Source organism: Vibrio vulnificus CMCP6 (assembly GCF_000039765.1).
GTDB classification, from domain to species: Bacteria; Pseudomonadota; Gammaproteobacteria; order Enterobacterales; family Vibrionaceae; genus Vibrio; species Vibrio vulnificus_B.
On the sequence record NC_004460.2, the window covers coordinates 1206351 to 1230521 of the forward strand.

20 protein-coding genes are annotated in these 24171 nt (G+C 49.6%); 9 read left to right on the top strand and 11 right to left on the bottom strand.

What is annotated here, in order from left to right:
* Positions 1-6: 6 nt before the first annotated feature.
* The 4 genes from VV1_RS20340 to VV1_RS24775 form a co-directional block, all read right to left on the bottom strand.
* On the bottom strand, positions 7-714 hold the full coding sequence (locus tag VV1_RS20340; RefSeq protein WP_011082014.1) for a 1-pyrroline-5-carboxylate dehydrogenase: 708 nt from the start codon (positions 712-714) through the stop codon (positions 7-9).
* Between the two features lie 11 nt (positions 715-725).
* Positions 726-3857, bottom strand: a complete 3132-nt coding sequence (putA, locus tag VV1_RS20345) for a bifunctional proline dehydrogenase/L-glutamate gamma-semialdehyde dehydrogenase PutA (RefSeq protein WP_011082015.1) — start codon at positions 3855-3857, stop codon at positions 726-728.
* A 183-nt stretch (positions 3858-4040) separates the two neighbouring features.
* Positions 4041-4859 (bottom strand): AraC family transcriptional regulator, encoded by an 819-nt coding sequence (locus VV1_RS20350; protein WP_011082016.1) that lies wholly within the window; start codon positions 4857-4859, stop codon positions 4041-4043.
* A gap of 345 nt (positions 4860-5204) precedes the next feature.
* Positions 5205-5375, bottom strand: coding sequence for a hypothetical protein (locus tag VV1_RS24775; protein WP_158306839.1), 171 nt, complete (start codon positions 5373-5375; stop codon positions 5205-5207).
* Between the two features lie 40 nt (positions 5376-5415).
* Here VV1_RS24775 and VV1_RS20355 point away from each other — a divergent pair, with 40 nt between their 5' ends.
* Positions 5416-6144, top strand: coding sequence for a helix-turn-helix transcriptional regulator (locus VV1_RS20355; RefSeq protein WP_372456860.1), 729 nt, complete (start codon positions 5416-5418; stop codon positions 6142-6144).
* 49 nt (positions 6145-6193) lie between these two features.
* Here VV1_RS20355 and pdxH read toward each other — a convergent pair whose 3' ends face one another.
* On the bottom strand, positions 6194-6829 hold the full coding sequence (gene pdxH / locus VV1_RS20360; RefSeq protein ID WP_011082018.1) for a pyridoxamine 5'-phosphate oxidase: 636 nt from the start codon (positions 6827-6829) through the stop codon (positions 6194-6196).
* Between the two features lie 212 nt (positions 6830-7041).
* Here pdxH and VV1_RS20365 point away from each other — a divergent pair, with 212 nt between their 5' ends.
* From VV1_RS20365 to VV1_RS20395, 7 genes are all read left to right on the top strand, one after another.
* Entirely contained in the window at positions 7042-8853 is a 1812-nt protein-coding gene (locus VV1_RS20365) for a sensor histidine kinase (protein WP_011082019.1), read from the top strand.
* Entirely contained in the window at positions 8850-10079 is a 1230-nt protein-coding gene (locus VV1_RS20370) for a sigma-54-dependent transcriptional regulator (RefSeq protein ID WP_011082020.1), read from the top strand. Before VV1_RS20365 ends, VV1_RS20370 begins: the two co-directional genes overlap by 4 nt.
* 102 nt (positions 10080-10181) lie before the next feature.
* Positions 10182-11573: an HlyD family type I secretion periplasmic adaptor subunit gene (locus VV1_RS20375; RefSeq protein WP_011082021.1), complete on the top strand. Its 1392-nt coding sequence runs from the start codon at positions 10182-10184 to the stop codon at positions 11571-11573.
* Between the two features lie 7 nt (positions 11574-11580).
* Positions 11581-12294, top strand: a complete 714-nt coding sequence (locus VV1_RS20380; protein ID WP_011082022.1) for a transglutaminase-like cysteine peptidase — start codon at positions 11581-11583, stop codon at positions 12292-12294.
* Between the two features lie 5 nt (positions 12295-12299).
* Entirely contained in the window at positions 12300-14213 is a 1914-nt protein-coding gene (locus VV1_RS20385) for a bifunctional diguanylate cyclase/phosphodiesterase (protein ID WP_040111260.1), read from the top strand.
* Positions 14214-14225: 12 nt separating this feature from the next.
* A complete protein-coding gene (locus tag VV1_RS20390; RefSeq protein WP_011082024.1) occupies positions 14226-16340 on the top strand; it encodes a type I secretion system permease/ATPase in 2115 nt (704 codons plus the stop codon).
* Between the two features lie 165 nt (positions 16341-16505).
* The gene (locus VV1_RS20395; RefSeq protein ID WP_011082025.1) at positions 16506-17060 is read left to right on the top strand and encodes a flavodoxin family protein; all 555 of its coding nucleotides are present in this window, start codon (positions 16506-16508) and stop codon (positions 17058-17060) included.
* Between the two features lie 37 nt (positions 17061-17097).
* Here the strand turns inward: VV1_RS20395 and dcuC are convergent, their stop codons facing one another.
* Both dcuC and iadA read right to left on the bottom strand, forming a co-directional pair.
* On the bottom strand, positions 17098-18564 hold the full coding sequence (dcuC, locus tag VV1_RS20400; RefSeq protein WP_011082026.1) for a C4-dicarboxylate transporter DcuC: 1467 nt from the start codon (positions 18562-18564) through the stop codon (positions 17098-17100).
* A 9-nt stretch (positions 18565-18573) separates the two neighbouring features.
* The gene (gene iadA, locus VV1_RS20405) at positions 18574-19710 is read right to left on the bottom strand and encodes a beta-aspartyl-peptidase (protein ID WP_011082027.1); all 1137 of its coding nucleotides are present in this window, start codon (positions 19708-19710) and stop codon (positions 18574-18576) included.
* 179 nt (positions 19711-19889) lie between these two features.
* Here iadA and VV1_RS20410 point away from each other — a divergent pair, with 179 nt between their 5' ends.
* On the top strand, positions 19890-20792 hold the full coding sequence (locus tag VV1_RS20410; protein WP_011082028.1) for a LysR family transcriptional regulator: 903 nt from the start codon (positions 19890-19892) through the stop codon (positions 20790-20792).
* A gap of 110 nt (positions 20793-20902) precedes the next feature.
* On the opposite strand, the gene VV1_RS20415 is transcribed toward VV1_RS20410, so the two are convergent.
* From VV1_RS20415 to VV1_RS20430, 4 genes are all read right to left on the bottom strand, one after another.
* The gene (locus tag VV1_RS20415; protein ID WP_011082029.1) at positions 20903-21115 is read right to left on the bottom strand and encodes a hypothetical protein; all 213 of its coding nucleotides are present in this window, start codon (positions 21113-21115) and stop codon (positions 20903-20905) included.
* A 48-nt stretch (positions 21116-21163) separates the two neighbouring features.
* The gene (groL, locus tag VV1_RS20420) at positions 21164-22762 is read right to left on the bottom strand and encodes a chaperonin GroEL (RefSeq protein WP_011082030.1); all 1599 of its coding nucleotides are present in this window, start codon (positions 22760-22762) and stop codon (positions 21164-21166) included.
* 34 nt (positions 22763-22796) lie between these two features.
* The gene (locus VV1_RS20425; RefSeq protein ID WP_011082031.1) at positions 22797-23087 is read right to left on the bottom strand and encodes a co-chaperone GroES; all 291 of its coding nucleotides are present in this window, start codon (positions 23085-23087) and stop codon (positions 22797-22799) included.
* A 166-nt stretch (positions 23088-23253) separates the two neighbouring features.
* Complete coding sequence (locus VV1_RS20430; RefSeq protein ID WP_172665357.1) at positions 23254-23820, bottom strand: sugar O-acetyltransferase; 567 nt, start codon at positions 23818-23820, stop codon at positions 23254-23256.
* Positions 23821-24171: the final 351 nt, after the last annotated feature.

The following is a 24171-nucleotide window of genomic DNA, read 5'->3' on the forward strand; positions in this document are numbered from 1 at the left end:
GAAAGGTTAGTGAGTATCGTTCCCCAACTCGAGTAGAGTTGCGTTACCACCCACTGCGGTAATATTTATGGTACGCGTACGTTCGGTAATGAAACGCAGCGAAAGATGCGGATCATGAGCAAGCAGAGCACCTGCTTGATCCGTTGCAGAAACCAAACCGACGATAGCACCGTCACGTTTGGCCAATTGTAGATTGAGCTCATGCTCAACCTGCGCATTACCCACGTAACCGACACTGCGTACATCACGGTCGATGAGCTGTAAAAGCGCATCGTAGGCGACCATTTGTACTAGGTTGGAAGGGAAATGCGTCTGTTCAAGGGCGCTGCTGAGCAAGCCGTTGAACTCTGAGTTATCACTGCAAACGATGACGCTGTTACCAGCAATCAGCGCACAGGTCACTAAAGCAAAAGCGTTGTACAGAGCTTGCTCTGAATCGCTTTGCTCGTTTTCAACGATCACCAGCGCCACCCCACGGCCCGCGGTGTACAACTCGTTGGTTTCTCCGGTAGGCCCAACCAAAAGGTGAGCATCAGCCAATAGCGAAGAGGCTTGTTGCAAGTGGTAAGAAACCACCTTGGCAACCAGCGCATGCTTCCCATCCAGAGCGGCTTTAAATGCAAGCAAGTGCTCACATTTGTAATCAAAATTGGTCAGATTCCACTGTTCCCATGCTGAGAAAGCATCCGAAAAACTCGTCACTTGATGAACCATGATGTTGCTCCTTATGCGTTCTCAGTCTGGTTAAATTGCACTTGGGTAAAGCGATACAAGTAGTGTGGACCACCTGCTTTTGGCCCAGTCCCCGATAAGCCCTGACCACCGAATGGCTGCACGCCAACCACCGCACCCACTTGGTCACGGTTAATGTAGCAGTTCCCTACTCGAGCGTGTTTTTCGATCCAGCGGTAGGTGGTTTCGTTACGACTGTGAATACCCATGGTCAAACCAAAGCCCGTTTGGTTGATTTGTTCCACCACGCGAGTCAGTTCAGACGCTTTGAAACGCACAATGTGCAGGATCGGGCCAAACTGCTCTTCTTTAAGCACGTCGATACCTGAGATTTCAAATGCCGTTGGTGCGACAAAATCACCATGCTGACAATCGTCCGCCAGTGTCAGTTGCGCAATCGGCCTCTGAGTTTGGTTCATCTGCTCGATATGCAGCAGCAGCTTTTCTTTCGCGCGCGCGTCAATCACTGGCCCCACATCGGTTTTGTGTCGATGCGGCACACCAACACTCAGTTCATTCATTGCCCCTTGGATCAGGCCAATCACTCGATCGGCAATGTCTTGCTGAACAAACAGCACACGCAGTGCTGAACAGCGTTGACCTGCAGAAGCAAAGGCAGAACGAATCACATCACGCACCACCTGCTCTGGCAGCGCAGTACTATCAACGATCATCGCGTTTTGACCACCGGTTTCGGCGATAAACGGCACCGGTTTGGCTTCACGTTGTGCCAAAGTTACGTTGATGCGTTGCGCCGTGGCGGTGGAGCCCGTAAACGCCACCCCTGCAATGGCTGGGTGAGAGGTGAGCGCCGAGCCAATATCCGCACCACGACCAGGGATCAGTTGAACAACGCCTGCTGGGAAACCTGCTTGTAGCATGAGCTCTACCGCACGCACCGCGATCAAACTGGTTTGTTCCGCCGGTTTCGCTACGACCGTGTTGCCCGCCACGAGCGCCGCGGTCACTTGACCAAGGAAAATCGCCAGTGGGAAGTTCCACGGGCTAATGCAGACGAATACCCCCAAACCTTCACGGCTGGCAACGCGTTTCACGCCATCAAAGCCTTCTAACTCAAAAGGTTGCAGATTTTGCGCTTGTTTGGCGTAGTAACGACAGAAATCGACCGCTTCACGCACTTCATCAATACTGTCATGCAGTGTCTTGCCCGCTTCTTGGTGACAAAGCGCCACCAGCTCAGCCAAGTTGGCTTCCATCAAATCAGCGAGGTTGTCTAGGCAACGCGCTTTCTCCACCAACGGTGTGCGATTCCAATCCGCAAAAGCCGCTTGTGCGATGTCGATCGCTTGGGAAACATGATCAAGGTTAGCAAACGCAATTTGCCCCACTTGGATACGACGATCATACGGCGCTGTGACACTTTCCGCTTGACCGTCCTTGATCATGCTTTCGGCCAGCGAAGCGCCATTGATGATTGGGCCCGCTAACCACTGCTTGCTCAAGAAGGACTCGACCTGTGCTTCAAACGGCTTGGCTTCGCTTTCGATATCCACATTAACGCCATAGGAGTTTTTACGCTCAGGGAAAATCGCCGCTGGCAATGGGATCTTGGTATTGTTCAGTGTTTCAAATGAGGTCAGTGCTTCTACTGGATGTTTGGTGAGCTCTGCCACTGGGCAGCGCGCATCAACCAAACGGTGTACAAACGAACTGTTGGCACCGTTTTCCAGCAGACGACGCACTAGGTATGGCAGCAAATCTTTGTGGCTGCCCACTGGCGCGTAAATTCGTACTGGCTGACGATACTGTTCCATCACATGGTTATAAAGTGAATCGCCCATGCCATGCAGACGTTGGAACTCGTAGTCACTGTGAGTCGCCATGGTGGCGATCGAGGAAACGGTTTGCGCGTTATGGCTAGCAAATTGCGGGAAGATGTTGCCGCGCACGTCATCGCTTAACAGGAAGCGAGCACACGCTAAGTACGCCACATCGGTAGCTTCTTTGCGAGTGTAAACCGGGTAGTTATCGTAACCGCGCTGCTGAGACCACTTCACTTCGCTGTCCCAATACGCGCCTTTCACCAAACGCAGCGGGATCAAATCGCCTTGCTCTTTAGCCAGCGCATTGAGCCACACCAACACCGGCAGAGCGCGTTTGGAATACGCTTGCACCACCAGGCCAAACTTACCCCAGCCTTTGACCGTTTCACTGCGGTAGAGTTTTTCAAACAGTTTGAGAGAGAGCTCTAGGCGGTCGGCTTCTTCCGCATCAATGGTAATCGCAACGTCTAGCTCGACAGCACGTTTAAGCAGTTGTGCTAACGTATCAAACAGCTCGCTCATCACGCGGTGTTCATTGGCCACTTCATAGCGAGGATGCAAGGCAGAGAGCTTGATCGATACCGACGGCGCGGGGCTGGTGTCGTTACCATACGTTTCACGACCCACCGCTTCAATCGCCATCAAATAATCTTTGAAGTATTTATTGGCATCCGCAGTGGTCAGCGCCGCTTCACCCAGCATGTCAAAAGAGTAAGTGAAGCCTTTATCGCGCATCGGGCGGCCATTTTTCTGCGCCTCTTCGATGGTGCGACCACGAACGAACTGATGACCCATGATCTTCATTGCCTGATACATGGCTTTGCGGATCACTGGCTCAGAAAGCTTGTTCACTAAGCGATTGAGCGCTTGGCTAGCACTTTGCGTTTCATCATCACCCAAGCCCACCACTTTACCTGTCAGCATGAGGCCCCATGTCGAGGCGTTGACAAACACAGATTCAGAATTTTTAAGATGCGATTTCCAATCTGCCACGCTCATTTTATCTTTGATCAGAGCGTCAGCCGTGGCCGCATCCGGAATACGCATCAGCGCTTCTGCCAAACACATCAGCAAAATGCCTTCGTGCGTGTCTAGGCTGTATTCCAACAACAGTGCATCGATCAATTGAATCGACTTCTTGTCGGCGCGAATCGCTTCAATTAACTGAGTCGTTCGGCTGGCGATCGCTTGCTTTTCTTCCGCTGAAGGGGTTGCCAGTGGCAGGAGCTGCTCCAGCCATTGAGATTCGTCCACCATATACAATGGGGAGATCAATGCCCATAGCTTATCGAGCGGCTGCGCGACAAACTCCGGCTTTAACACATCTGTTGCTGTAAACATGCGTTTTCCTCAATCTCATCCCCGAAAACCGCTTCGGGGCTACACAATGGCTGGCAGTGTATTTTGAGCCTGAGAGGATTACTTGTCAAAAACTCCGAGCTTTTTGCTAAAAACTCGCTTTTTTAACAAAACAACTACATGATTACACGAATTTAGGCAAAATATTGTGTCGTAAAAAGCAACTTATTTAACGCCAAATTGCTTTTTGTATTGAGAAGGTGAAACACCCTGTAAGCGAGTAAAGGAGTGGGTAAAGGTACTTTGACCGGAAAAACCGGTCAGCTCGGCAATTTGCCCCAAGCTTAATGTGCCTTTTTCAATCAGATCTTTGGCCATATCGATGCGCTTACCGAGCACGTATTGGTGCGGTGTAATGCCCATTTGCTCTTTGAAGAGGCTGTGGAACTGGCTTTCACCAAGGAAAACACTGCCAGCAAGCTGCGCTACACTGATCTTGTGGCTCAGATGGGTTTCGATATAGCGATCAATCGCATCGAGATCAAAACGCGACTCTTTTCTTGGCGTCTCGAACGCCGACATATGACGTTGCATCAACGCCATCACGGTATCGTTGCAAGCTCGGCTCAATAAAAGATCCTCGGGGTTGGACTGCATTTCATGCACCAACATCTGGATCAACTTTTGAATTTGCGCATCCAATTGAAAATAAAGGTGAGATTTTTCAATTTGATTGATTTTTTGCAGCAGCAGCGGATCATCATCATTGGGTACGGGCATATTCAGCACCAAAATATCCGACTGACCAATCACGCCACCAAACGCGTGATCAGAGCAGGCCGTAACGATGCAGCCTTGACCCGGTCCAACAAGATTACCCTGCCCTCGCACTTCAAACTCCGCCTGCCCCTTCAAACCAATCACGATTTGCGTGTAATGATGATCATGGCAATCCATGTAAGAAGGTAATGTCACCAGCTCTGCCGGCTTGGGCAGCTTGATGTTGGCGATGATCTCAGGTTGGGGCTTAGTGCTTTCGTTCATAGGGATGCAGAGTAGAACAAGGACAGAAGAATGATACCTCACCTCAACCCGCATGCAAGTCAAACCGAGAAGAGGTGCAAAGATCTTTATGGCGCTCCCTTTGATCATTGTTCCGGAACGATGATCATGCAGCGATGTTCTACGGCCATCGTTCCACGGACCAAATCATACAGAGACAATCCATCTCATTGATGAATAGAGGGTTTTCCCTCCTTTTGCTACATAACAATTTTGCATACAGTGTTTGCGAGAGATCGTGACAAGCATACGTCGCTGTCTCTTGGTATCTTGTGATACCTCTAAATTGGCGTAGCAAGACCCTCGCTATGTGATTTAGAACCTCTTCTACACGTCGACAAGATTGATATCTTGTGTTGCCAGCCCCTCTTCAGGCTGGCCTTTTTTTTGTCTGCGATTCCATTTCTCTTCCCCAATATTGATAAATTCCACAAAAAACAACGCTTTTCGAGGGATAACTTGGCTAAAGACAAAGAATTGCACACCAATTAAATGCATATTTGCAAGTTACCACTGTGCTGTATAGGTGAGTTGTACTGTGTCTAATTGTCTGAGCAATATCGAATTTTCCCTTTTTAACCAACTTCCCGGCTGTTGGGGCTGCAAAGATCGCCATTCGGTCTTTCGTTACGCTAACCAAGATTACGCTTGGCTGGTCGGCCATCGCCGCCCTGAAGATTGTATTGGCCTCACCGACTTTGATATGCCGAGCCCGACGGTAGAATGCGCTGCCGAGTTCCAGCGCCAAGATCAATATGTGATGGAAAGTGAACGAACGCTGAAAATTCTCGATATTCACCCCTACCCAGATGGCCGCTGGCACGCGCATATTTTTACCAAATCCCCTTGGTACAACGACAGCGGCGAAGTGCAAGGGACGATTTTTTATGGTCAAGAGCTCACCGACACCGCGGTGTTAGAAGTGGGATATTGGATCTGTCGCGCAACCGGGATTACCGATGGCAACCTGCCTCGTTTTCGCTTTAATGATGCCAGCTTGTCGATCAGTGATTTGACCGCTCGAGAGCAAGAGACGCTGTTTTTGCTACTGTATGGACGCAAGCCGCAGTACATCGCCAACATTATGGGGATTTCAATTAAAACCGTCGAAGGTCACGTGGCAAGGCTGCGCACCAAGTTCGCGGCAAACAGCAAAAACGAATTGATTGATAAGGCATTAGAAGCAGGCTTTGGATCTTTGATCCCAGAAAGCTTACTCAACACCCAGCTTTCTGTGGTACTCAATGGCGATCATTTAAGTGAATGATCGCCATGATAATAACGCTAACCGTGCAAGCTTAACGTGCAAATAGCGCTTAAGGCGCAAGGCGATCGATGTGCCACTCGCCTTGTTCTTGGCTGTAAAGGAAACGGTCGTGCAGGCGATGCTCTCCTCCTTGCCAAAACTCGATGCTTTGTGGCTTCACGCGGAATCCGCCCCAGAAGCTCGGCACCGGAATTTCACCATTGGCAAACTTCTGTTTTAGCTCAAGAAACTTACCTTCGAGTACGCCACGAGCGGAAATTCGGCTGCTCTGACGGCTGGCCATCGCCGCTAATTGGCTCTCTTTCGGGCGAGAAGTGAAGTACTTCATGTTTTCCATTGCGGTCAGTTTTTCTGCCACACCCGTGATGTGCACTTGACGCTCAAGCGGGTGCCAAGGAAAGTGAAGGCTGATCTTGCTGTTGTGCTCTAAGTGCTGCGCTTTGCGGCTACCCAAATTGGTGTAAAACACAAAGCCGTCTTTATCGACGTTTTTCAGCAAAACGATACGTTGGAAAGGCATGCCATCTTTGTCCACGGTCGCGACCGTCATGGCCGTCGGATCACTCAAGTTCGCCTTGATCGCTTGCTCTAGCCAAAAGTTAAACTGATCAATTGGGTCGTTTTTTAAATCTTTACGACGCAAGCCGCCTTTGGTGTATTCACGGCGAATATCAGCAAGTTCCATCTTCACTCCTTCACATATTTTTTGCCGATTGTGCGCCCGAATGTGTTCAAACTCAAGCCTTGAAGCCCGCATGTTGCTCCGAGCGCGATTTGCTCCAATGCTCAGCACAAGAAAACTCAGATCAAATTCGCGTTGTGGTGGTCGCTCGGTTTATCTTTTTTGTTGCACTGGTAAAGTAATCCAATCCCCCTATTTTATTGATAAGGCATTGTGTGTCGCTGGTTTCTCGTTGGTCTGGTTATCGCTTTTTCCTCTTTATGTTGCTGCTCGGTGGCATCGGTTTAACCGTGACGCATTTTGCCGCTTCTCATTATCAGCAGAACAAATGGGCGTCGATTCTGAAAAACTATGCCGATCGCGCCAATCAGCAACTCAGCTCAGAACTGGCTAAGTTTGAGCAAATTCCCAACCTGCTCAGTCACGATCCTCGCTTACTCACCTACCTCACCCAGCCGGAATCAAACGGGTTAAATCAACTGCTGGCAGAATGGTCGAAGCAAACATTGGCCGATACCATCTATCTGCATAATCAACAAGGAGTAGTCATTGGCTCGAGTAACTATCAACAAGACGATACCTTTGTCGGGGAAGATTTTTCCTTCCGCCCCTACTTCATTGAAGCGATGCAAGGTCACATCGCTCGCTACGTCGCGTTAGGTATCCGCTCCAACAAGCGCGGCTATTTTTACTCCGCGCCGATTTGGTTGGAGAACAAGATTGCTGGCGTCATCACGGTGAAAGTGAGCCTGGAAGAGCTGGAAAACAGCCTTGCGCCAGAGCGAGCAGACATTATGGTCCTCGATCAAAACAACGTGGTGTTTCTCAGCAACCAAGCCACTTGGCGATACACCGCCTTGGCACCTATCGCCCCCGAACACATAGAGGCAATGGTGCAAAACCAGCAATATGGCAGTCAAGCGCCTAAGGCGCATCCGAGCGTTCAGTTGGGCGATCCCGCCAATCCTCAAGCCCAACAACGCATGATGCCACACCATCAACTGTATCTATCGGCCACCAACGATAATGGATTCCGCGTTGTCACCCTCGCGGCGCATCAACAACGTTTGATGACCGTGCTGCAAGCCGATGTGATTTTTGTGCTGATATTTAGCTTACTCAGTTTGATCGCCTTTGCTTGGCAGCAAACACTCAACAACAAACGCCAATTGGCGCTGCTTAACAAGCAGTTAGAATCCAAAGTCAAGCAGCGCACTGAGGTTCTCAGTGAGAGCAACCAACGTCTGCAACAAACCATTATTCAATATGAAAAGACGCAGCAAGAGCTCAAACAAACCCAGCAAGAACTGACCCAAGCGGCGAAGTTGGCACTGCTTGGCGAGCTTTCTGCCAGTATTAATCATGAAATCAATCAACCGCTGGCGGCGCTGCGCACCTACACAGAAAACAGCTTGAAACTGATGTCGATGGAGAAATATCAGTTGGTTGAACACAACTTGCAACAAATGCTGCAACTCAACGAAACCATCAGCGAAGTGATTGCGCGCCTGAAAATATTCACCCGTAAATCGACCCCGGATGAGCGTCACTATTACGCGAATTTGCACGACTCCGTGCACAACGCAACGCGCATCCTGAGCAATAAACTGATCAAATCGGGTGTGACGTTAAAAGTCGCCTCCATTCCACCTTCGCTCGCCGCCAATATTCACCATATCGAACTTGAGCAAGTGCTGATCAACCTCATCCACAATGCGATACAAGCCTTGGAAGGACAAGCCGATGGTCAAATCGTGATTGAATGCGCCATTGAGCAAGACGCTTGCCAGTTGATTGTCAGCGACAACGGCCCAGGGATTGAGGCAACCAAGCTGGCACACCTTTTCGACCCGTTTTTTACCACCAAGCCAGAAGGTCTTGGGCTTGGTTTAACCATTTCCAAACGCATTATTGAAAGCTATCAAGGTGGCTTGGAGGCCGAGCTTCACTCCCCTCACGGGATGCGTTTTACCCTTTCACTGCCACGCCTTTTGTCCAGTGATGCGTCAACACAAGAATTCGTATGAACAGCCAAATTTACTTTATCGATGACGAACCTCATATCCGCGATTCCGTTAGCCAAGCGCTGATGATTGAAGGTGTTGAGGTGATTAGTTTTCCCAATGCGGTCGAAGCACTTAAGCATATTGATACCCAGCAAGCAGGCGTGGTGGTCACCGATATCCATATGCCCGTTATGAACGGCTTAGCGTTGTTGAAAGAGCTACGCAGTCGCAACCCTCACTTTCAGGTGATCGTGCTCACTGGCTATGGCGATGTGAAAACCGCGGTAGAAGCGATGAAAGGTGGGGCGTACGATTTTCTTGAGAAGCCATTTTCCACCGACAGCCTACTCAAAGCGATTCGTAACGCTGAAGACAAGCTGGCGTTATTACAAGAAAACATTTGGCTGAAGAAAGAGCTCGACATGCAAACGCACGCAGGCTCAAAACTGATTGGCCATTCGCAAGCCATGGTGCAGATACGTCGCGCGCTCATCAGTGCGCAAACCGACCGACCACTGATTCTCTATGGCGACAAAGGAACCGGTAAACGCCTGTGCGCGCAGTTCTTTTATGATATTCACAACCGTAATGAAGGCGAGTTGGTGCCAATTTCTGGCTTTTATTTTAGTGACCTCAGCAGCGAGGAGATACCGCAGAAACTGAGGCTGCTCCTCGCTCAGCACCCCAATGACACGCTATTTATTCACGATGCAGAAGTGCTGAAAGCCAAACAGTGGCAAATACTCACGGAAACCCCACTTGGCACCACCAAGCTCGTCTGTGCCACACTCTCTTTACCCAGCACCATCACCGGTAAAATACAGAGCATTGCCCTGCCCACGCTCGACCAGCGTAAAAACGACATTCCCGCCCTGTATAAACACTTTGTGCGTAACGCGTGTAGCCGCTACCAAGTTCAGCCACCGCGCATCACCGCCGAAGAGCTGGAAACCGTACAGCAACAAACGTGGCCGGAAAACATTCGTCAGTTACGTCAGTTCGCCGAGTTACGCGCGCTCAAATCACCACAATTTCTCTCAGCAGATGTCGATGAGCTGCAACAAGCCCAAGCGCAAACCATGGCGCAACGACTGGATTACTTTGAATACACCTTACTGTTTGATGCGCTAAAACGGCATGGCGGACGCTTAAAAGAGGTACAACAAGAATTACAGGTCTCACGTAAAACCCTGTATGATAAACTCAAAAAGCATCAGTTAGATAAATCTCAGTTTAAAGATCAGTAACATCTTCCATCGCAACGAAAGGTTACATCGATTTAACAATTGAATAGACTGAGTTTAAAATCATAAAGATAAATTCTATTCATCATCAAACAAGGACAGTGCATGAGCAGTGAAAACTACAATAAGCTCAGTCGTGAAGAGCTCGATTTTGTAGATGACAAAACCGCCGCTTTGCTTCTAAACACACCGACCAATGCCCGCCTGATGTTGTGGGTGATTGTCCTATTTTTCGCCGTCGCCATCGGTTGGGCTGCTTGGGCCGAAATCGATAAAGTCACCGTCGGCCAAGGAAAAGTGATTCCCTCTTCTCAAATCCAAATCGTGCAAAACCTCGAAGGCGGATTGGTGAAAGAGATTTTGGTCAAAGAGGGCCAATTGGTTCAAAAAGGCCAGCAGTTACTTTTGATTGACGATACCCGTTTTCGCTCCGACTACCGTGAGCGCGAGCAGCAAGTTGCCAACTTAACCGCCGCGGTTTTGCAGTTAACCAGCTCAATCGACAGCGTGGAAATTGATGAAGAATTTACCAACGCAGAATGGGAAAAGAGTGTGGTGATCAAATATGGTCAGTTAGCCTTTCCTGCCGAGCTGGAACAACAGCAGCCAGAACTTATCGCCCGTCAACGTGCGGAATACCGCCAAGATCTCAACAACCTACGTAACCAAATCTCGGTACTGACTCAGCAAGTCAAACAGAAGCAGCAAGATCTGGTTGAGATTCAAGCGCGAGTGAAAAACCTCCGTCAAGGGCACGTGTTTGCCAAGAAAGAGTTGGAGATCACCCAACCTTTGGCAGACGAAGGCGTCGTACCGAAAATTGAACTGCTCAAATTGCAACGCCAAGTGAATGACACGCGCCGTGAGCTCACCTCGACTGAGCTGAAAATTCCTGTGCTTCAATCCACCATTCGTGAAGCCATGCTTAGCCGCATTGATGCCGCACTGAAATTCCGCTCAGAACAGCAAGAGAAACTCAACAAAACCCAAGATCAGTTGTCGGCCTTAGTGGAATCCGCCGTGGGTCTGCGTGACCGAGTCAAACGCACCGTCGTTATTTCGCCTGTTACCGGCAAGATCAAAACTCTTAACATTAACACCGTCGGTGGGGTTATCCAGCCGGGTATGGACATCGTTGAGATCGTACCCACAGAAGATTCCTTGTTGGTGGAAGCGAAAATCGCACCGCAAGACATCGCCTTTTTACGCCCCAATTTACCTGCCGTGGTCAAGTTTACCGCTTATGACTTCACCAAATATGGCGGCTTGGATGGCGAGCTGGAGCACATCAGCGCCGACACCACCCAAGATGAAGAAGGCAACAGTTTTTATATCGTGAGAGTTCGAACCGAAAAAACCAACTTTGGCCAAGATGCTGAGCTGCCCATCATTCCGGGCATGACCGCTTCTGTGGATATTATTACTGGCAAGCGAACGGTACTTGAGTACCTGCTTAAACCGATACTAAGCGCACAAAATAATGCCCTTAAAGAGTAAGCCACACATGGCGCGCGAACGATGGAGTCGATTCACGCGTGCCACCTTCCATACCGGACGCTGGGTTTTACTGGCGGGGCTCAGTATGGCTGGTTTTTACTCTCAAGCGCTCAATACCACAGAGCAAAAATGGATTGATGCGGTCACTGCGACCTATGGCGAGCGCGCGGGACAACGCGTCAACACTTGGCGTGAAAACATTGATTTCTTTAAGTTATTAGAAGAAAACGAAAAGCTAGAAGGCATTAACGACTTTTTTAACCAACTCTATTTTGTCGACGACATCGACCTATGGGGACAAAAAGACTATTGGGCGACCCCTCTAGAATTTTTGGGCAGTAATGCGGGCGATTGCGAAGATTTCACAATTGCTAAGTATTTTTCTTTGATCGAACTGGGAGTCTCAGATAGTAAACTCCGTTTGGTATACGTTAAAGCAATAGAACTCAATCAGTTCCATATGGTTTTGGCATACTACAAAACGCCCAGCTCAGAACCGCTGATCTTGGACAACATCAATCCCAAAATCATGAAAGCGTCAAAGCGCCCAGACTTACTGCCGATTTACAGCTTTAACGGTAAAAATCTTTGGTTGATGAAATCTGCCAACGCCAATGGTCAATTGGCGGGTGATTCATCACGACTAAGCCTATGGAACGATCTCCGTTCCAGAGAAAAAACACTCAAATTGAATAAACCTATTATCAATTATGACGAGTAATGAGCATGACACTATATAAACAACTCGTGGTTGGTATGATTACAGTCTTTGTACTGCTGATGGCATCAGTCTTTGTAATCGAATTCAATACCACTCGGAATAGCCTAGAGCAGCAACAACGCTCTGAGATGAATAACACCATCAACACGGTAGGATTGGCGCTAGCCCCTTACCTAAAAGACAAAGATAAGGTGGCGGTGGAATCCGTGATCAACGCTTTGTTTGATGGCAGTTCGTACTCGGTAGTGCGATTGATTTTCCTCGATTCAGGGGAAGAGATCATTCGTACCTATCCGATACAACCGAGCTCCGTGCCCACTTGGTTTAGTCAACTAAACCTGTTCCAACGTATTCACGATCAGCGCATCGTGACCAGTGGCTGGCTGCAGCTTGCTGAGGTGGAAATTGTCAGCCACCCAGGCGCGGCTTACGAACAGCTTTGGAAAGCGTTAATGCGTCTGCTCACCGCATTTGCTGGGGTTTTCTTCATCGGCCTGCTCTCTATCGCGTATATTTTGAAACGTTCATTGAAACCTCTTACTGCCATCATTGATAAGATGAACGACATCGCCAACAACAAGTTTGGCGACCCTTTGACTCGTCCTCATACCAAAGATCTGATTGCCGTGGTTGACGGCATCAACCGCATGTCTGCTCAAATTGAAGTCTCTTTTAAAGAGCAAGCGAAAGAAGCGCAACGCTTGCGTGAACAAGCCTATATCGACCCTATCTCGAAACTGGGCAACCGCTCTTACTACATCAGCCAATTGGATCAATGGCTGGCGGAAAATGCGCCAGGTGGCGTAGCGGTGCTTAACGCGGAATACATCGGTGAAGTGTACGACAGCAAAGATTATCAATCGGCGGACCGCATGGTAGCTGAGCTTGCCAAACAGCTCGACAGCACCATCTCAATCCCAGGGGCGACGCTTGCGCGTATTTCCAGCGATGAATTTGGTTTGATTTTCCCGCACATGGATGAAAGCGAACTGAAAATTGTCGCCGACAGCATTGTGAACTGTGTGAACATGCTCAACACCGATCCAACCGGCACGGCAGATGCCAAAGTGGCGCTGGGTATTGCTTACATCAAAGAGAGCAAAACCCGCTCAGAAATGCTCTCTATGGTGGATAACGCCCTATCGAAAGCCAAAGCCACACCAGAGAAGAAATACGGCTTTGTCGGCAGTGACAGCCAAGGTGGCATGATGGGTAAACAGCAGTGGAAAGCGCTGGTTGAAGAGGCGATCCACAATCAATGGGTTCACTTCCGTTTCCAAGCGGCGAACACCATCAATGGTCAAACCTTCCACCGAGAAGTGTTCTCAAGCATCGAAAAAGATGGCCAAATTTACCGCGCCAACCAATACCTTTACGCACTCGAACAGCTTGAAGCGACCCATATCTTTGACCAGTACGTCATCACCTCAATGATTGAAAAACTGCAAACGGGTTTGGTGGCCGAGCCATTGGCAATCAACATCGCTCAAAGCAGTTTGTCACAACCAAGCTTTATTCGCTGGATCACCAACACGCTAGAGAAAAACCGTGATGTGGCGTCTTTGCTTCACTTTGAGATCCCAGAAGAGTGCTTTATTCAGCAGCCACACCACGCGGCACTGCTGTGTCATGCCATTCGCACATCAGGCGCAGAATTTGGTGTCGACAACTATGGGCGTAACTTCCAATCGCTCGATTACATCAACGAATACCGTCCAAATTACGTGAAACTGGATTACCTGTTTACCCATAATCTGGATGACGAAAAGCAGAAATTCACACTGACTTCCATTTCTCGCGCAGCGCACAACCTTGGCATCACTACCATTGCCTCTCGTGTGGAAACGCAAACGCAGCTTGATTTCTTGTCAGAACATTTTGTTGAAGTATTCCAGGGCTTCATCGTAGATAAAGAGTAGTAAGGTTATCTCATGAAAGATCCATTATTAAATTCGCTGATTTACGTCAGCCGCTATTACGGCTTAGCGAATTCACCGGATGCCCTGATCAACGGCTTACCGTTATCAGATGGTAAACTCACGCCCTTTCTCCTGCCTCGCTCCGCTGAGCGAGCAGGCTTAGTTGCAAAAGAAAACCGTGCTGAGCTGAGCGAAATCTCCAGCCTTGTCCTGCCCGCCATTTTGCTGCTGAAAGGCGGTGATTCTTGCGTACTCATCAGCGTCAACAAAGAGGCAGGTGAAGCGGAAATCACCACGCTCGAAAGCGGCTTGGTGCCCGTTCTCATCCCTCTTGAAGAACTGCAACAGCAATATACTGGGCGTTATTTCTTGGTGAAAAAGCAGTTTCGTTACGATGAACGCTCACCAGAGATTCTCAAAACACGCGAAGGGCACTGGTTTTGGTCAACGTTATGGCAGTCTAAACACATCTATCGTGATGTGCTGATCGCCTCAATCCTGATCAACTTATTTGCCATCGCCGCGCCGATGTTTACCCGTATTGTCTATGACAAAGTGGTGCCAAACCTCGCGTTTGAAACCCTATGGGTGTTGGCGAGCGGGATTTTTGTCGTCTTCCTATTCGACTTCATCCTCAAAATGCTGCGCAATTACTTCATCGACGTGGCGGGGAAAAAATCCGATATTCTGATCTCCTCCAAGCTGTTTAGCAAAGTGATGGGCATTCGAATGGAGTCCAAACCGCCATCGGTTGGTGCTTTTGCACGTCATTTGCAAGAGTTTGAATCCATTCGCGAGTTCTTTACCTCGGCCACCGTCAGCGCGCTGATTGATTTGCCATTTGCCTTACTCTTCCTCCTGCTTATCTGGCTGATGGCTGGCGATTTAGTGTATGTGCCGATCGCAGGCGTGGTGATTTTGATGATTCACTCTGCGCTGATCCAAGGTCCGCTGCGCCGCTCCATTGAAGAAGGTTCACGCTTGGCATCGCAGAAATACGCCAACCTGATTGAGAGCTTAGCGGGTTTAGAAACCGTGAAACTGTTTAGCGCACAAGGCCAGTTCCAATACCGCTGGGAAGAAGCCGTCGCACACATGGCGAACTGGAACATCAAGACTCGCCGACTCACCGACAGCATCCAAAATGCCGCTGGTTTTGTGCAGCAAAGTGCCAACGTGGCGATGATTATTTTAGGCGTTTATTTGATTTCGAACGGCGACCTTACCATGGGTGGCTTGATTGCGGCCACGATGCTCAGTGGCAAAGCGATTGGTCCACTGGTTCAGCTTTCTCTGCTTTCGACTCGTTATAATCAAGCCAAATCCTCCATGACCATCATTAACCAAGTGATGGAAATGCCCGACGAGCAGGAAGAAGGCAAGCGCTACATTCACCGCCCTATGGTGCAAGGCAAAGTGGAGCTGGATCGCGTCACCTTCCACTACCCAGATGCACCAATAGCATCAGTTCGTGATTTAAGCATCACCATCAACCCAGGTGAAAAAGTGGCGATCATTGGCCGAATTGGCTCAGGCAAAACCACCTTAGAGCGCCTGATCATGGGTCTTTATCAACCCACCGCCGGGCACGTACGCATTGACGATACCGACATTCAACAGCTCCATCATGTCGATATTCGCCGCAACATTGGCTGCGTACCGCAAGACAGCAATCTGTTTTTTGGCACCATTCGCGAAAACATCACCTTAGGCCGACCTCTTGTGGATGACCGTGATGTACTCGATGCCGCAAACCGCGCTGGGGTCACCACGTTCACCCAAGCCGATCCTGCTGGCCTAGAGCGCCAAGTCGGTGAAGGCGGCGCTATGCTCTCAGGTGGCCAGCGTCAAGCGGTGTCCATCGCTCGTGCCTTCCTTGGCAGACCACCGGTGTTGCTGATGGATGAGCCCACCAGCGCAATGGATAACCGCTCTGAAATGCAGATCAAATATCAGCTTTCTCAGCTCAAACCGAGTGAAACGCTGATTTTGATCACCCATAAAACCTCGATGCTGGACGTAGTCGACCGCGTGATTGTGATGGAAAAAGGCAGCGTGATTGCTGATGGTCCAAAAGCGCAAGTGCTGAGTGATCTCAAACAAGGCAAAGTTCGCGCAGTCAGCTAACCATCACTCCCTCTCACTACCAACGCCCTGACCAGAACCTGTTCAGGGCGTTTTTTTATCTGCAAAAATTCGCTCCCGCCTCTTGACCTCAAGTTAACTTGAGGAATTAACCTTGCGCCACTTGAACATAGCAAGCCATGAATATCCGCGACTAAGGAGCATATTTTGAAGAAAATCGCCGTTGTTTATTTCAGCAAAACCGACATCACCCACCAACTCGCTCAAGCCATCATCGCAGGCATTCACGCGCAAGATGTGCAGGTCGTCGAACACCGCATTGAGGGGGCCGCTATTATTGAAGGTCGTTTTGAACACCCAGAACTGTTTGAAGCGCTCTTTAGCTGCGACGCGATTATCTTTGGCTCGCCAACCTACATGGGTGGTGTTTCCGCCCAATTTAAAGCCTTTGCTGATGCCAGTAGCGAATTCTGGGCCGATCAACGCTGGGCCAATAAACTGGCAGCAGGGTTTACCAGCGGTGGGGGTTACAACGGTGACCAATCCAGCACCCTTCAATACCTAACCACCTTCGCCGCTCAACACGGTATGTTGTGGGTCAACTTAGACGTGGCAGGCGGCTTTAGTCCGCAAGGGTTAAACCGACTTGGGCAACAAAGTGGCATCGTGGCACAAGGTATGGAAGGCCAAGCGCACCCGAGCGATTTGGCCACCGCTCAATACCTTGGCGAACGCGTTGCACAGTGGGTAACGCGTTTGTGATGTGAACGGCCCCTCCTAGTGAGAGGGGCGTTTTTGACTACGCAGACGCCTGCTCTGGTTGAACGGCTTTGCGCTTACGCAACAGCCATGCACCAACGCCGACGGCCACTAGCATCAGCACCAAGAACGGCAACAGTTGCATCAGTTGGCCGCCACGTGCAAACGTCATCGCCAACATCAATAGCCAGCCAATAAACATCGGGATAAAGGTTCTGCGCACGATATCAAAAGGCGAGAGCCCAGAAATACCAGCAACCGCGATGATCACCCCGGCGATGGGAGAGATTGTACGCCCCATTCCCGCAGAAAGCTGGATAGGCAAAATCATGTCTGCCGCGTTGGCACCAATTTTCTGCGCGATTTGCGGCACCATAGGAGCAAAGGAGAAAAAGGCTGCATTCCCCGAGCCCATTAAGGCAGAAATGGTGAAGGTTAAGATCGCCATAAACAGGATGATGATGGCGGCAGATAGGCCCGCCCCGCTGGCCATCTCAAGCATGGCATCAATGGCACCAATCGATTTCAAACCCATCGAAAACGTCTGACCCGCGACAATCAAGGTCACTACTGCTGCGAACACCTTACCCATGTCATTGAAGATGCCTTGAAGCTTGTCAAACACCGGTTTGGCTTGTTTGACTCGAACAAACTCGCACACCAATCCAATGAAAATACTCAGCAAAATCGCATTGGCTAAGCTCACCTTAATGCTCTCAATGCCCAATTTGCTGAAAGTCAGCATGAAGAACAGCGGCAACATCGGCAGCAGCAAATAGAACATGGGGGCATCACTTTGTGCATCGTCCACGTGAGCCAGCGAGTCTTGCTCGGCATTCGACTTCTCATCCAATCTGTCAAAGTAGCGCTGCGTTAAGGCGTGAATCAGTGCCACAGCGATGATCAGCACAGTGACAATCGGCAGCTGCTCGCCAACAAAAAACGCCGTGATGTCCATGCCCGCAGTTTGCGCGGCAAGAATCGAGTTACCTGACGCTGGGCCAAACTCAATCGCACAGGTACTGGCCAGCACCGCCGCCACGCCCGCTTTGCTACAGCCCAAGCGAATCAACACTGGGTATAACGTCGCCATAAGCAGCAGAGCTAACCCCGTCGCGCTTGAGATAAACAGCGACAAAGCTTGACCAAGAATGAAGGCCAACGCCAGCATCAAATAGGGTGAATTGAGCTTCATCAACGGCTTAGCTGCCACTTTGACCATCACCTGACTGGCGCCAATGGCCGACATGAACAGCGCAAAACCACCAATCAGCATGATGTTCAAACCCAAACCACCACTTTGCTTGCTAAACACTTGGCTGATGTACTCAAAAATGTCGAAGCCCACCCAACCGGTCGATTTCGCAACAAAGCTGGCGTTGTTGGTGAAGATGGAGATCGCCATCAACACAATCCCAGTAAAGAATAGGACCGCTTGCGGGTTGTAATTCTTCAAGATCAAACGGCCAGCAAACACCAGCCCTAATAACGCAATAATTAAGCTCATCTTAGTTCCTTACTCGAAGTTGCCTGTCACCAACAGCTCATGATTGAGCAGCATGGTTTGTCCTTTAGCGAGCACGCTATTTAAGGAGAAGTCTTGATTGAAAATACACAGATCCGCATCCATTCCTACTTGGATTCGCCCTTTGCGAATGCCAAGCGAATCCGCCACGTTGGCACTGAGCATCGAGAACGCCACCTCAGGTGAAATTCCACAATCAATCAGCATCGGAAGCAGTTTAAGGTTGCCATCCACGCTCGCCGCCGTCAGGCCAATGATGTTTCCTTGCGCATCAAATTTCGGCAAGCTGCCATTGCCATCGGAACTGATGGTGATGTGCGAAGGAGCAACCCCTTGCTCCAAGGCGTGCAAAATCGCCTCTTGCGGTGAGGTGTATAAGGTGCCTCCGGAGGTGACATCGATATAGCCGCCCATTTTGGCGAACTCAATCGCTTGCTCAAACAGCGGAGCCGTACGGGCAACGTGAGTGGGTGAAAAATGGTAGATAGGGATGCCCATTTGAATCAATTCAAATATCGGTGCAAACGCGTCTTTTAACGCCCCCATGTGCATGTGGAGTAAACCGCGTTTTTTCGCCAGCAACGCGGCGATGCGAATGTCAGAGGCTATGCGGGCTAACTCATGCAGAGACGGAAAAGAACAACGATGATCGGCGATAGCGATTTTGACCCCGAGCACCGAAGGCAGAAAGGTAATGTCATCACGAATGGAAGAAGTAATGGTTTGGGTAGGGACTTCATACGATCCGGTGTGCATGAAGGCTGTGATGCCCTCTTCGGTTAGCGCTGCAGCCTTGGCGTACAAATCACGCGGCGAACGTGAAATGCCATCCGTCCCCAACACCCCAACGACCGTGGTGCTTCCCGCTTGAATCAGGTGCGATAAAGTAACCTGTGGAGTGCGACTGGCAAAGCCCGCTTCACCGCCGCCGCCCGTCAAATGGAGGTGCTGATCAATCAAACCGGGCGTGACCATTTTATGGTGACAATCGATCTGCGTAACCGCTTCAAGCCCGTGAAGATTCAGTTGTGGCTCGATGGCGAGAATTTTCCCTTGCCCAACCAATATATCGACGTTTCCGACATGATTTGGGGCGTAGAGATCGGCATTTTTTAGTAGGGTAAACATGCGTTCCTCGTTCTTTGTTTTTGGTATTTCCTTGCTCTGCCCATCCCCATATCGCTCTCGACACAGGCTTATGCAAAGCACCATGACGACAGCATAACCACACATTTAATACAGGTATTGTCATTTCCATTGCTGATTAAGAATGATACTATGCGCGCAAATCATAGAGTGAAAACGTCATGAATAACCCACTAGAATTCAAATGGTTAGAAGACTTTCTTAGTTTAATGGAACTGGGAAATTTCTCTGCTGCTGCCAAAGCACGCTTTGTTACGCAATCGGCCTTTAGCCGCCGCATACAAGCCTTGGAAGTCTGGATTGGTGTGCCGTTATTTGACCGCACCTCTTACCCCATCACCTTGACTGAACACGGACAAAAATTCGTCCCTTACGCAGAAAACTTGCTGAATCAGGTAAAGGTGACCAAAGAAGATTTTGCCCAAGCCTCGCTGAAAACCGACCATACCGTTCGCATTGTGTGCCTGCACACCTTGGCGGTGAATTTGCTGCCTAAACTGTTTTTGCAAAGCGCCGAAGCGTTGAGTCATCTCAACTTGTCGGTCACCCCTTCGGTTTTGGGTATCGACGCCCATTTTCAGATGCTGGAAGATCACTCCACCGATTTGCTGTTTACTTACAACATTTCCGCGATGAGGCCATCGCTGTCGCTTGAAGACAAGCTTGAGAAGTGCGTCATACACAGTGAAAAAGTGGTGCCCGTGGTTGCGCCGCGCTTACTTGAGTCGCTCAAAGCAGACCAAACCATTCCCTACCTGAGCTACAGTGAGCACACCTTTCTGTCAAAAGTGGTTGAACCGGTCTTAAAGACGCTGCCACTGACCCTCAAGCCAGTCTTTGAAACCACCTTGAGTGAATCATTGGTGAAAATGGCGATTGGTGGCGCGGGGGTTGCTTGGGTTCCAATGCACGTGATCGAGGAGGAACTGGCGCAACATCGCCTTGTCATCGCGTTTGAGGAACAAAAAGAATGGCAGATCCCAATCGATATTCTCTGCTATCGCTCAACCACCAACCATCGCGCTGCGGTGGATCAATTTTGGCAAGAAATCGACAAGTCATAAACGCACTCTTGCTCGCCTGCGAAAAAAGATCTGACCAACTACTTAATAAAAAAGGCCGCGTGGTTTGCGGCCAAAAAAGAGAGGGGAAACACAGAGAACCAAGGGAGGCGTTAATGGATAACGCGTTCACCAGCTCGCATCAGTTGAGAGACATCAATGGTGAACACCACCACTCTGGCCGGTTTTGCTAGCCCCTTCTTAATAGAAAACTCCGGATGACCTTTAGTGACGCGGGGAAAACAGATCACACTTGGCCAATCGGTATTTGAGCAAGCTTTTCCCGTCTCACGCACTGAAAACGACAATGATGGCAAACGTGTCATAACATCAACCTCATCCAATTTGGCGGGCGTTTGCCCGCCAAAGTCTCACTAGATTTCAGACGATGTGTCTGCGACGTGATCGGTGATCATCGCTTCGGTGGTGATCATCAAGCCGGCGACAGACGCAGCGTATTGCAACGCAGAACGCGTGACTTTCGCTGGATCCAAAATACCCATTTCGATCATGTTGCCATACTCGCCAGTCGCGGCGTTGTAGCCATAGTGAGCGTCACCCGCTTTAACAGCGTTGGCAACCACCGAACCTTCATCACCTGCGTTGATAGCAATCTGACGCAGTGGTTCTTCCATGGCACGTAGCGCCACACGAATCCCCACATTTTGGTCGTCATTATCACCTTTCAGATCCGCAAGCTCGCTGGCAATCTTAGTCAATGCCACGCCACCACCTGCGACAATACCTTCTTCAACCGCTGCACGAGTCGCATGCAAAGCGTCATCCACACGGTCTTTCTTCTCTTTCATTTCCACTTCGGTTGCCGCACCGATCTTAATCACGGCCACGCCACCAGAAAGTTTGGCAATGCGCTGCTGAAGTTTCTCTTTGTCGTAGCTTGACGTGGTATTTTCGATCTGCTTTTCAATGGTCGCCACACGATCGCGGATAGCACTTTCTTGCGCCGCACCACCAACAATCGTTGTGGTGTCCTTGGTAATGGTGACTTTCTTCGCACTGCCCAACTGTTCAATTGTCGCTTTTTCAAGCTCTAGGCCAATCTCTTCCGAAATCACAGTACCAGCAGTGAGCACGGCAATGTCTTCCAACATCGCTTTGCGGTTATCACCAAAGCCAGGGGCTTTCACCGCCGCAGCACGCACAATGCCACGTAGGTTGTTTACCACCAGCGTTGCCAACGCTTCACCATCAATATCTTCTGCGATGATCAGCAGTGAACGGGAGGCTTTCGCTACCGACTCCAACACTGGAAGCAACTCGCGAATGCTGCTGACTTTCTTATCCACCAACAAGATATAAGGGTTATCGAGCTCGACCGCACCAGAATCTTGGTTGGTGATGAAGTAGGGCGACAAATAGCCACGGTCAAATTGCATCCCCTCGACGACTGAGAGTTCGTTGCTAAGACCTTGGCCCTCTTCCACGGTAATCACACCGTTGCGACCCACTTTTTCCATCGCTTCGGCAATGATGTCACCGATCGCACGATCGCTGTTGGCAGAGATAGAACCCACTTGTGTGATCGATTCTTTGTCGCTGCATGGTTGAGCCATCGCACGTAATTTCTCGACCGCTGAATCAACCGCTTTGTCGATCCCGCGTTTGAGATCCATTGGGTTCATACCAGCCGCAACGGCTTTCAACCCTTCGTTGATCAAGGCTTGAGCCAACACGGTTGCGGTGGTGGTGCCATCCCCGGCTTCGTCATTGGCTTTGGACGCCACTTGTTTCACCATTTGTGCGCCCATGTTTTCGAACTTGTCTTTTAATTCAATGGCTTTGGCGACAGAAACACCATCTTTAGTGATGCTTGGCGCGCCATATGACTTATCCAGCACGACATTGCGACCTTTGGGACCCAGTGTCACTTTCACTGCATCAGCCAGTAGGTTGACCCCTTTCAGCATCTTTTGACGTGCGTCATTTGCAAATAAAACATCTTTTGCAGCCATGATATTCTCCTCTTTTCACCACAACTAAAATGCATTACTCAACGATGGCTAACACATCAGATTCAGACAGGATCAAGTACTCTTTCCCATCCATTTTTTCTGTTTTCACGCCATAGCCGTCATTAAAAATCACCACATCACCGACTTTTACTTCCATCGATGCGCGTTCACCATTTTCAAGACGTTTACCTAGGCCAGCGGCGATCACTTTGCCGCGATTGGATTTTTTAACCGATTGAGAGGTTAAAACGATTCCCCCTTCAGATTTGTTTTCCACTTCTTGTCGTTCAACAATCAGCTTGTCATTTAAAGGACGAATGTTCATTGAGATTGCCTCCTACTTAATTCTCAAAAAGATAAAAGACAGGTTGATAGATAAAATTCTGGCGAGAGGCTATCCAGCGCTCTCGCAGAAAAAAATAGGGTCAGTTAGAGAGAGTTCAAGGGAGAATTTTGATAAAAATTTTTTATCAACCAAAAAAAATTGTTTATCAAATCGTGGCGTCCAACATCCGAATCACACGACACGGATTGCCCGCCGCAACCACATTGGCAGGCACATCTTTGGTGACCACCGAGCCTGCGCCGATGACGCTGTTATCACCAATCGTCACGCCAGGGCACACAATCACGCCGCCACCGAGCCACACATTGTTGCCAATGGTAATCGGTGTGCCAAACTCAATACCCTCTTCCACGCGGCTTTTTACGTCTAGCGGATGACCCGCCGTGTATATTTGCACGTTGGGGGCAAACAGCACATTATCGCCAATCACCACAGGAGCAACATCCAGCACCACACAGTTAAAGTTGGCGTAGAAGTTTTTGCCCAAAGTGATGTTTGCGCCGTAGTCACAACGAAACGGCGGTTCGAGATAGGCACCTTGTGATTGGGGGATCAACTGGTCGATGGCTTCTCGCCATTCGGTGCTATCAGGGATCGCATTGTTCAATCGCTGCAAGGTTTTACGACACTCAATTCGCAGCCCATACAGCTCTTCATCCCACGCATTGTAAGGCTCTCCAGCCAACATTTTTTGCTTTTCAGTTCTGTTCATTTCGCGTCTTCCAACGTTCACTACGGGCATTTTCTGCTGCGCACTATCGCACATTTCCCCTCCTGAAATGAGGAGAATCTCGCCCTAAAGAGAAGAGTCGGGTGCCCAGTCACGCTTTGCGCAATGGCGACGTAAGCAGGCTGTTACCTTTCATCCAAGAGGCAAATAGTCCGTGCAAATATCGCCGTGACAAGAATGAATGGAGAGTTATTGCAACCGCCCTCTTCCTGCTGTCCGAGCCATTTACACTGTAAAACCAGCGGCCGTTCAGCTTGCCTTCTCACAACTGACACTTTGATTCAAAAAAAGCAAACGAATGAAAATTGGCGAATTTTTTGCGTGTTACTTCAC

Excerpts from the sequence above, each read along its gene's own strand:
- dcuC (WP_011082026.1), bottom strand. The coding sequence starts at position 18,564 with ATGAGCTTAATTATTGCGTTATTAGGGCTGGTGTTTGCTGGCCGTTTG.
- VV1_RS24775 (WP_158306839.1), bottom strand. The coding sequence starts at position 5,375 with ATGCATTTAATTGGTGTGCAATTCTTTGTCTTTAGCCAAGTTATCCCT.
- VV1_RS20350 (WP_011082016.1), bottom strand. The coding sequence starts at position 4,859 with ATGAACGAAAGCACTAAGCCCCAACCTGAGATCATCGCCAACATCAAG.
- VV1_RS20340 (WP_011082014.1), bottom strand. The coding sequence starts at position 714 with ATGGTTCATCAAGTGACGAGTTTTTCGGATGCTTTCTCAGCATGGGAA.
- VV1_RS20390 (WP_011082024.1), top strand. The coding sequence starts at position 14,226 with ATGAAAGATCCATTATTAAATTCGCTGATTTACGTCAGCCGCTATTAC.
- VV1_RS20415 (WP_011082029.1), bottom strand. The coding sequence starts at position 21,115 with ATGACACGTTTGCCATCATTGTCGTTTTCAGTGCGTGAGACGGGAAAA.
- groL (WP_011082030.1), bottom strand. The coding sequence starts at position 22,762 with ATGGCTGCAAAAGATGTTTTATTTGCAAATGACGCACGTCAAAAGATG.
- VV1_RS20430 (WP_172665357.1), bottom strand. The coding sequence starts at position 23,820 with ATGAACAGAACTGAAAAGCAAAAAATGTTGGCTGGAGAGCCTTACAAT.
- pdxH (WP_011082018.1), bottom strand. The coding sequence starts at position 6,829 with ATGGAACTTGCTGATATTCGCCGTGAATACACCAAAGGCGGCTTGCGT.
- VV1_RS20370 (WP_011082020.1), top strand. The coding sequence starts at position 8,850 with ATGAACAGCCAAATTTACTTTATCGATGACGAACCTCATATCCGCGAT.
- VV1_RS20380 (WP_011082022.1), top strand. The coding sequence starts at position 11,581 with ATGGCGCGCGAACGATGGAGTCGATTCACGCGTGCCACCTTCCATACC.
- VV1_RS20385 (WP_040111260.1), top strand. The coding sequence starts at position 12,300 with ATGACACTATATAAACAACTCGTGGTTGGTATGATTACAGTCTTTGTA.
- VV1_RS20375 (WP_011082021.1), top strand. The coding sequence starts at position 10,182 with ATGAGCAGTGAAAACTACAATAAGCTCAGTCGTGAAGAGCTCGATTTT.
- VV1_RS20410 (WP_011082028.1), top strand. The coding sequence starts at position 19,890 with ATGAATAACCCACTAGAATTCAAATGGTTAGAAGACTTTCTTAGTTTA.
- iadA (WP_011082027.1), bottom strand. The coding sequence starts at position 19,710 with ATGTTTACCCTACTAAAAAATGCCGATCTCTACGCCCCAAATCATGTC.
- VV1_RS20425 (WP_011082031.1), bottom strand. The coding sequence starts at position 23,087 with ATGAACATTCGTCCTTTAAATGACAAGCTGATTGTTGAACGACAAGAA.
- putA (WP_011082015.1), bottom strand. The coding sequence starts at position 3,857 with ATGTTTACAGCAACAGATGTGTTAAAGCCGGAGTTTGTCGCGCAGCCG.